The following is an 8,326-nucleotide window of genomic DNA, read 5'->3' as shown; positions in this document are numbered from 1 at the left end:
TGGTGCGCCAGGCATGGCGCGTTGCGCGATAGCGCAACCAGCTTGGCTGTGGTGGCCTCGCTGGTGACTTGGGGGTGAAAGTCCTCTACACACCCGGCAAGGGGAAGTGTTAGCCAGAGGCAAGGGTGTCGTGGGCGACTACGAATCTGAAGGAAGCCCGAGGCAAAATGCTGGCCTGACGAACAGGAAGCGGATCAGGCGGCGCAGCGGGGCAAGACGGCCATAATCGTCAAAGCCCAATACTTGCACGGAACGCTGCGACGTAAATCCGACAGGCATAAGCAGGAAGGTCACGCGAATTACCCTGGGAGATCTGTACGCTTGCCTTGGTGCTACCGAGCGTCGAGAGGCGACGGGATGAGCGTGCAGAAGTCAGCCGAGGCCGTAGTAAGTGGCGGTTAACCGCGTCACCAAGGGCCGAACAGGTTATGCCGCCAGTAGGCGTCACTGTCTCGTTGGTAGCCGCAATGCAGAAATTTCCTAAAACGGAATCTGTCACTCCGAATCCCGGCCAGAAGCCGAGGATGATGCCTGACAGCGCAAAGGTATCGACGGCGTCATCGGCGTGGACGAACGCAGAGCCGGACACGCTGATGGAGCGGGTGCTCGCACCGGCCAACCTCAGACGTGCGTATAAGCGCGTAGTCAGCAATAAGGGAGCGCCGGGTGCCGATGGCATGACGGTCGCCGACCTTGCAGGCTATGTGAATCAGTATTGGCCAATCCTCAAAGGCAGATTGCTGGCCGGTGAATACCATCCCCAAGCCGTACGTGCGGTTGAAATTCTCAAGCCGCAGGGCGGCACGCGGCAACTGGGAATTCCCAGCGTCGTGGATCGCCTGATCCAGCAGGCATTGCTGCAACAACTCACGCCATTCTTCGATCCTTTGTTCTCGGATTTTAGCTACGGCTTCCGTCCGGGCAGGAGCGCGCATCAAGCTGTCGAGATGGCCCGTGCCCATGTGGCATCGGGGCACCGGTGGTGCGTGGAAGTCGATCTGGAGAAGTTTTTTGATCGGGTCAACCACGACATCCTCATGGCCTGTATCGAGCGCCGGGTCAAAGATAAGTGCGTACTTAGGCTTATCCGTCGCTACCTTGAAGCGGGAGTCATGTCAGGCGGTGTCGTCAGTCCACGGCAGGAAGGGACGCCGCAAGGCGGCCCGCTCTCGCCGCTGCTGTCGAATATCCTGCTCGATGAATTTGACCGCGAACTGGAGCGGCGGGGCCATCGCTTCGTGCGCTATGCCGATGACGCGAACATTTATGTGCGCAGTCCTCGGGCTGGCGAACGGGTACTGGCTAGTGTCGAGCGCTTCCTGAGTCAACGTTTGAAACTGACGGTGAATCAGAAGAAGAGTCGAGTCGCGAGAGCCTGGAAGTGTGATTACTTGGGTTATGGGATGAGCTGGCATCAGCAGCCAAGGTTGCGGGTGGCAACGGTGAGCCTGAGTCGCCTGCGCGACCGGCTCGCAGAGCTGCTATGCGGCGCGCGGGGCCGCAAGATGGCAAACACCATCGAGCGGATAAACCCCGTACTACGAGGTTGGGCGGGTTACTTCAAGCTCAGCCAGAGCAAGCGGCCACTTGAGGAGCTGGATGGCTGGATCAGGCACAAACTCCGCTGTGCCATTTGGCGCCAATGGAAACAGCCCTCTACGAGGGCGCGCAACCTGATGCGTCTGGGCTTAAGCGAGGAGCGTGCCTGTAAATCGGCCTATAACGGCCGAGGCCCATGGTGGAACTCGGGGGCGCCACATATGAATCAGGCGCTGCCGAAGAAACTATGGGATCGACTCGGACTGGTCTCGATACTGGATACGATCAACCGGCTTAGCCGCATAGCTTGAACCGCCGTGTACGGAACCGTACGCACGGTGGTGTGAGAGGACGGCGGGTGTGAACCCGCCTCCTACTCAATTCTTCCTGTGCCGGCCTCTTCGCGGGCGCGCCCGCTCCCACCGATTTTCTGCATGCCTGAAGGCAAAGGTGAACCTGTGGGAGCGGGCGTGCCCGCGAATGCCTTTGGCAGATCAATCGTTGAAATCGCGCCAGCCGCCCATTTCTTTCCAGCGGTTGACGATGCCGCAGAACAGCTCAGCTGTTTTCTCGGTGTCATAACGTGCCGAGTGCGCCTCACGCCCGTCGAAATCGATGTCAGCGCTCTGGCAGGCTCGTGCCAGCACGGTCTGGCCATACGCCAGGCCCGCCAGGGTGGCGGTGTCGAAGCTGGAGAACGGGTGGAACGGGTTGCGCTTCAGGTCATTGCGCGCCACTGCTGCATTGAGGAAACCCAGGTCGAAGCTGCTGTTGTGGCCGACCAGAATTGCCCGCTTGCAGCCGTTGGCCTTGAGTGCCTTGCGCACGCCACGGAAGATGTCGGTCATCGCGCTTTCCTCGCTGACCGCCATGCGCAGCGGGTGGTCCAGCTTGATCCCGGTGAACTCAAGTGCGGCCGGCTCGATGTTGGCGCCCTCGAACGGCTCCACGCGGTGGAAGTAGGTGTGTTCGGGGAACAGGAAGCCTTTCTCGTCCATGCCGATGGTGACGGCGGCAATTTCCAGCAATGCATCGGTAGCGCTGTTGAAACCACCGGTTTCAACATCCACCACGACCGGCAGATAGCCGCGGAAGCGCTCGGCCATCGGGTGGCGAGGACCGCTGCTGCCTTGGGTGTCCAGGTCGTCTTCGTAAAGGTCTTCGCTCACGCGTTTTTCTCCAGCAGGCGCCAGCGCAGTTTTTCGCCAGCGCGCAGCGGGACTACGGTTTGCTCGCCAAATGGCAGGCTTTCCGGAGCGGTCCATTCTTCGCGGACCAGGGTAATGGTGTCGGTGTTCGCCGGCAGGCCATAGAAGGCCGGGCCGTGCAGGCTGGCGAAGCCTTCCAGCTTGTCCAGCGCGTTACGCTGCTCGAACGCTTCGGCGTACATCTCGATGGCCGCATAGGCGGTGTAGCAACCCGCGCAACCGCAGGCTGCTTCCTTGGCGTGACGGGCATGAGGTGCCGAGTCGGTGCCGAGGAAGAACTTCGGATTGCCGCTGGTGGCTGCGTCCAGCAAGGCCACCTGGTGGGTGTTGCGCTTGAGGATCGGCAGGCAGTAGAAGTGCGGGCGAATGCCGCCGACCAGCATGTGGTTGCGGTTGTACAGCAGGTGCTGGGCGGTGATGGTCGCACCCACGTTGGCCGGGGCCTCGGTGACGAACTGCGCGGCATCGCTGGTGGTGATGTGTTCGAACACCACTTTCAGCGTCGGGAAGCGCTCGACCACACGGCGCATGTGCTCGTCGATGAAGCGCTTCTCGCGGTCGAACACGTCGATCTCGCTGCGGGTCACTTCGCCATGGACCAGCAGCGGCATGCCCACTTCCGCCATTGCCTCTATGGCCGGGAAGATGTTGTCGATGCTGGTCACGCCGGAATCGGAGTTGGTGGTGGCGCCGGCCGGGTACAACTTGGCGGCGTACACGAAACCGCTGGCCTTGGCCGCGCGGATGTCCTCGGGGCTGATGTTGTCGGTGAGGTACAGCACCATCAGCGGCTCGAAGCGGCTGCCGGCCGGGCGGGCAGCCAGAATGCGCTCACGGTAGGCGCCGGCCTCGTTGGCATTGCGCACCGGCGGCACGAGGTTGGGCATGATGATGGCACGGGCGAAGGTACGCGCCACGTCGCCAACGGTGTGGGGCAGGACGGCACCATCGCGCAGATGGATGTGCCAGTCGTCGGGGCGCAGGAGGGTCAGGCGATCGGACATTGGGGATTCCAGGCGGGTCGAACTCAAGCCCCAATCCTACCGGAAAACCCCGGGGCGAGCACGGCTATCAAGTTTTCCGGACAGCGTCCGATAGCCTGCAGGTAAGCCGCCAGAATTTGTGGAGCCGCCCGTGCGCCAGCGTTACCTAGCCCTGTTGACCCTGTTCGCCAGCCTGCCGGCCGGCGCACTGACTTTCCAGACGCGCATGGAAAATATTGCCTGGAAGGTCGAGGGTGACCAGTTCGAGTGCCGTCTGAGCCAGCCGATCGAAGGTTTCGGCAGCGGTACGTTCGTGCGTCGGGCAGGCGAGCAGCCGGTGTTCCAGCTGCGGTCGGACAGCAACGTACTGGGTGCAGGCACCGCCAGCCTGCTGGCCGCGGCAGCGCCGTGGCAACCAGGGCGTGGCGATATCAACCTGGGCAATGTGCGTATGGCCCGCAGTGGTGTGCTGTTCAGCTCCTCCCAAGGGCAGGCCAGCCGGCTGATCAACGGCTTGCTCGACGGGCGTAGCACCGTCGTGCGCAACTACACCGGTGAGGCGGGCAGGCCGATGGAGGTGCGAGTGCTGCCGGTCAGCTTCGCCAAAGCCTACAATGACTATCAGGTCTGTGCTGGCAAACTGTTGCCGATGAACTACGACCAGGTGCGCCAGACCCAGGTGGGTTTCCCCGGGGGCGGTATCGAGCTGGATGCAGCAGCCAAGGCGCGGCTGGACGTGATCCTCGATTACATGAAAGCCGACCCGACGGTGAATCATGTCGAGCTCAACGGCCACTCCGACAACAGTGGCAACCGCCTTACCAACCGCGACCTGTCGCGCCGTCGGGCATTGGCCGTTGCCGATTACTTCAAGGCTAACGGTGTGCCGGAGGAGCAGATCACTGTGCGCTTCCATGGCGAACGTTATCCGCTCGCGAAGAACAACAGTGCGTCGAATCGGGCGCGTAATCGGCGGGTGAATATCGAGCTGGATCGGGTGGCGGTGGTTGAGAAACCGGTGGAAAAGCAGGTTGAGCAAGCGGCGCCTGTTGTTGCACCTGCCTCGGGCGTCCCGGGGGCGAAGGCGCCCTGAGATCTGGTCGGTGCATGTCATGGGCTCGCATCAAGGCCAACAGGGGTTCGTCACAACATTTTCAGCGCCTGTGTCGAGGCGGACACCTCGCGGCGCTCGGTCTCACAGGCGCTGAACGCCTGAAGGCATGCACGCTGCGGTTCGACGCCCCTCCATGGTCCTCATGCCTCATGCCTCATGCCACATCCCGCAACCGACCGCCCGTCGCCCCTACGAAAGTTCTTGTCGCTTTGTCGTCAGAAGCTGTCGCCCCACTGTAAATTTATCCGCAACGCCGGTAGAATCGGTCCCTTTCCGTACAACCCCGTGGAGTGATGGCATGGCGGACGTAAAAAAGGTCGTACTGGCGTATTCCGGCGGCCTTGATACTTCGGTGATTCTCAAGTGGCTGCAGGATACCTACAACTGCGAAGTGGTGACCTTCACCGCTGACCTGGGGCAGGGCGAAGAGGTCGAACCGGCCCGTGCCAAGGCCCAGGCAATGGGCGTTAAAGAGATCTACATCGACGACCTGCGCGAAGAATTCGTGCGTGATTTCGTGTTCCCGATGTTCCGCGCCAACACCGTCTACGAAGGCGAGTACCTGCTGGGTACTTCCATCGCCCGTCCGCTGATCGCCAAGCGTCTGATCGAAATCGCCAACGAAACCGGCGCTGACGCCATTTCCCATGGCGCCACCGGCAAGGGTAACGACCAGGTGCGCTTCGAGCTGGGTGCCTATGCCCTGAAGCCAGGCGTCAAGGTCATCGCCCCATGGCGTGAGTGGGACCTGCTGTCCCGCGAAAAGCTGATGGACTACGCCGAGAAGCACGGCATCCCGATCGAGCGCCACGGCAAGAAGAAGTCGCCGTACTCGATGGACGCCAACCTGCTGCACATCTCCTACGAGGGCGGTGTCCTGGAAGATACCTGGACCGAGCACGAAGAAGACATGTGGCGCTGGAGTGTCTCGCCTGAGAACGCCCCGGACCAGGCTACCTACATCGAGCTGACCTACCGCAATGGTGACATCGTTGCCATCGACGGCGTCGAGAAATCCCCGGCCACCGTCCTGGCAGACCTGAACCGTATCGGTGGTGCCAACGGCATCGGCCGTCTGGACATCGTCGAAAACCGTTACGTCGGCATGAAGTCGCGCGGTTGCTACGAAACGCCTGGCGGTACCATCATGCTCAAGGCACACCGTGCCATCGAGTCGATCACACTGGACCGCGAAGTCGCTCACCTGAAAGATGAGCTGATGCCAAAGTATGCCAGCCTGATCTACACCGGCTACTGGTGGAGCCCGGAGCGTCTGATGCTGCAGCAGATGATCGATGCTTCGCAGGTCAACGTGAATGGTGTGGTGCGCCTGAAACTGTACAAGGGCAATGTGACCGTGGTTGGCCGCAAGTCGGACGATTCGCTGTTCGATGCCAACATCGCCACCTTTGAAGAAGATGGTGGTGCCTACAACCAGGCAGATGCTGCTGGCTTCATCAAACTCAATGCACTGCGTATGCGCATTGCCGCCAACAAGGGCCGTTCGCTGCTCTGATTGCTGGTGTGTGCGAAAACCCCGGCTTAGTCCGGGGTTTTTTTATGGTGCGCCAGGCATGGCGCGTTGCGCGATAGCGCAACCAGCTTGGCTGTGGTGGCCTCGCTGGTGACTTGGGGGTGAAAGTCCTCTACACACCCGGCAAGGGGAAGTGTTAGCCAGAGGCAAGGGTGTCGTGGGCGACTACGAATCTGAAGGAAGCCCGAGGCAAAATGCTGGCCTGACGAACAGGAAGCGGATCAGGCGGCGCAGCGGGGCAAGACGGCCATAATCGTCAAAGCCCAATACTTGCACGGAACGCTGCGACGTAAATCCGACAGGCATAAGCAGGAAGGTCACGCGAATTACCCTGGGAGATCTGTACGCTTGCCTTGGTGCTACCGAGCGTCGAGAGGCGACGGGATGAGCGTGCAGAAGTCAGCCGAGGCCGTAGTAAGTGGCGGTTAACCGCGTCACCAAGGGCCGAACAGGTTATGCCGCCAGTAGGCGTCACTGTCTCGTTGGTAGCCGCAATGCAGAAATTTCCTAAAACGGAATCTGTCACTCCGAATCCCGGCCAGAAGCCGAGGATGATGCCTGACAGCGCAAAGGTATCGACGGCGTCATCGGCGTGGACGAACGCAGAGCCGGACACGCTGATGGAGCGGGTGCTCGCACCGGCCAACCTCAGACGTGCGTATAAGCGCGTAGTCAGCAATAAGGGAGCGCCGGGTGCCGATGGCATGACGGTCGCCGACCTTGCAGGCTATGTGAATCAGTATTGGCCAATCCTCAAAGGCAGATTGCTGGCCGGTGAATACCATCCCCAAGCCGTACGTGCGGTTGAAATTCTCAAGCCGCAGGGCGGCACGCGGCAACTGGGAATTCCCAGCGTCGTGGATCGCCTGATCCAGCAGGCATTGCTGCAACAACTCACGCCATTCTTCGATCCTTTGTTCTCGGATTTTAGCTACGGCTTCCGTCCGGGCAGGAGCGCGCATCAAGCTGTCGAGATGGCCCGTGCCCATGTGGCATCGGGGCACCGGTGGTGCGTGGAAGTCGATCTGGAGAAGTTTTTTGATCGGGTCAACCACGACATCCTCATGGCCTGTATCGAGCGCCGGGTCAAAGATAAGTGCGTACTTAGGCTTATCCGTCGCTACCTTGAAGCGGGAGTCATGTCAGGCGGTGTCGTCAGTCCACGGCAGGAAGGGACGCCGCAAGGCGGCCCGCTCTCGCCGCTGCTGTCGAATATCCTGCTCGATGAATTTGACCGCGAACTGGAGCGGCGGGGCCATCGCTTCGTGCGCTATGCCGATGACGCGAACATTTATGTGCGCAGTCCTCGGGCTGGCGAACGGGTACTGGCTAGTGTCGAGCGCTTCCTGAGTCAACGTTTGAAACTGACGGTGAATCAGAAGAAGAGTCGAGTCGCGAGAGCCTGGAAGTGTGATTACTTGGGTTATGGGATGAGCTGGCATCAGCAGCCAAGGTTGCGGGTGGCAACGGTGAGCCTGAGTCGCCTGCGCGACCGGCTCGCAGAGCTGCTATGCGGCGCGCGGGGCCGCAAGATGGCAAACACCATCGAGCGGATAAACCCCGTACTACGAGGTTGGGCGGGTTACTTCAAGCTCAGCCAGAGCAAGCGGCCACTTGAGGAGCTGGATGGCTGGATCAGGCACAAACTCCGCTGTGCCATTTGGCGCCAATGGAAACAGCCCTCTACGAGGGCGCGCAACCTGATGCGTCTGGGCTTAAGCGAGGAGCGTGCCTGTAAATCGGCCTATAACGGCCGAGGCCCATGGTGGAACTCGGGGGCGCCACATATGAATCAGGCGCTGCCGAAGAAACTATGGGATCGACTCGGACTGGTCTCGATACTGGATACGATCAACCGGCTTAGCCGCATAGCTTGAACCGCCGTGTACGGAACCGTACGCACGGTGGTGTGAGAGGACGGCGGGTGTGAACCCGCCTCCTACTCAAT

The 8,326-nt window shown here is 60.9% G+C and carries 6 protein-coding genes; 4 read left to right on the top strand and 2 right to left on the bottom strand.

Annotated elements, in window-relative coordinates; all coding sequences use genetic code 11:
• The first annotated feature begins 428 nt into the window (after nt 1-428).
• Nucleotides 429-1,850 (top strand): group II intron reverse transcriptase/maturase, encoded by a 1,422-nt coding sequence (gene ltrA / locus ACTJJN_RS26745; RefSeq protein ID WP_221101214.1) that lies wholly within the window; start codon nt 429-431, stop codon nt 1,848-1,850.
• A 183-nt stretch (nt 1,851-2,033) separates the two neighbouring features.
• Here the strand turns inward: ltrA (ACTJJN_RS26745) and rnt are convergent, their stop codons facing one another.
• Both rnt and pyrC read right to left on the bottom strand, forming a co-directional pair.
• Complete coding sequence (gene rnt, locus ACTJJN_RS26740; protein WP_010952252.1) at nt 2,034-2,645, bottom strand: ribonuclease T; 612 nt, start codon at nt 2,643-2,645, stop codon at nt 2,034-2,036.
• Nucleotides 2,646-2,704: 59 nt separating this feature from the next.
• The gene (pyrC, locus tag ACTJJN_RS26735) at nt 2,705-3,751 is read right to left on the bottom strand and encodes a dihydroorotase (protein WP_014755516.1); all 1,047 of its coding nucleotides are present in this window, start codon (nt 3,749-3,751) and stop codon (nt 2,705-2,707) included.
• Between the two features lie 130 nt (nt 3,752-3,881).
• Here pyrC and ACTJJN_RS26730 point away from each other — a divergent pair, with 130 nt between their 5' ends.
• The 3 genes from ACTJJN_RS26730 (at nt 3,882) to ltrA (ACTJJN_RS26720) (ending at nt 8,255) form a co-directional block, all read left to right on the top strand.
• The gene (locus ACTJJN_RS26730) at nt 3,882-4,823 is read left to right on the top strand and encodes a flagellar protein MotY (RefSeq protein ID WP_014755517.1); all 942 of its coding nucleotides are present in this window, start codon (nt 3,882-3,884) and stop codon (nt 4,821-4,823) included.
• A gap of 319 nt (nt 4,824-5,142) precedes the next feature.
• Nucleotides 5,143-6,360, top strand: coding sequence for an argininosuccinate synthase (locus ACTJJN_RS26725; RefSeq protein ID WP_003254941.1), 1,218 nt, complete (start codon nt 5,143-5,145; stop codon nt 6,358-6,360).
• Between the two features lie 473 nt (nt 6,361-6,833).
• Complete coding sequence (gene ltrA, locus ACTJJN_RS26720; RefSeq protein WP_221101214.1) at nt 6,834-8,255, top strand: group II intron reverse transcriptase/maturase; 1,422 nt, start codon at nt 6,834-6,836, stop codon at nt 8,253-8,255.
• Nucleotides 8,256-8,326: the final 71 nt, after the last annotated feature.

It is taken from the genome of Pseudomonas sp. 22515, assembly GCF_052044625.1.
GTDB classification, from domain to species: domain Bacteria; phylum Pseudomonadota; class Gammaproteobacteria; order Pseudomonadales; family Pseudomonadaceae; genus Aquipseudomonas; species Aquipseudomonas alloputida.
Note: the sequence above shows the minus strand (reverse complement) of the source record. Positions and strands in the feature narration are given on the sequence as shown.